Annotated in this window: 1 protein-coding gene; it reads left to right on the top strand. The window is 53.8% G+C overall.

Features of this window, described 5'->3' with window-relative positions; genetic code table 11:
- Nucleotides 1-325 (top strand): citrate/2-methylcitrate synthase (locus tag SB765_RS28675; RefSeq protein ID WP_410932364.1); only part of this gene is annotated, 325 nt, incomplete at both ends.

Genomic DNA, 325 nt, shown 5'->3' on the forward strand with positions numbered 1-325 from the left:
CCTTTATCGATGGGGATGAAGGTATCCTGCTGCACCGTGGTTTCCCTATTTCTGAGCTGGCGACCCACTCTAACTATCTGGAAGTCTGCTACATCCTGCTGAACGGCGAAGCACCAAACCAGAAACAGTTTGATGAGTTCCGTACCACGGTTACCCGCCACACCATGATTCATGAGCAGATTACCCGCCTGTTCCACGGCTTCCGTCGCGATTCGCATCCGATGGCGGTAATGTGCGGTGTTACTGGTGCACTGGCTGCGTTTTACCACGATTCGCTGGATGTAAACATTGAGCGCCACCGCGAAATCGCAGCGTTCCGTCTGCT

This window comes from Pseudomonas sp. SIMBA_067 (genome assembly GCF_046534675.1).
Taxonomy (GTDB): Bacteria; Pseudomonadota; Gammaproteobacteria; order Pseudomonadales; family Pseudomonadaceae; genus Aquipseudomonas; species Aquipseudomonas putida.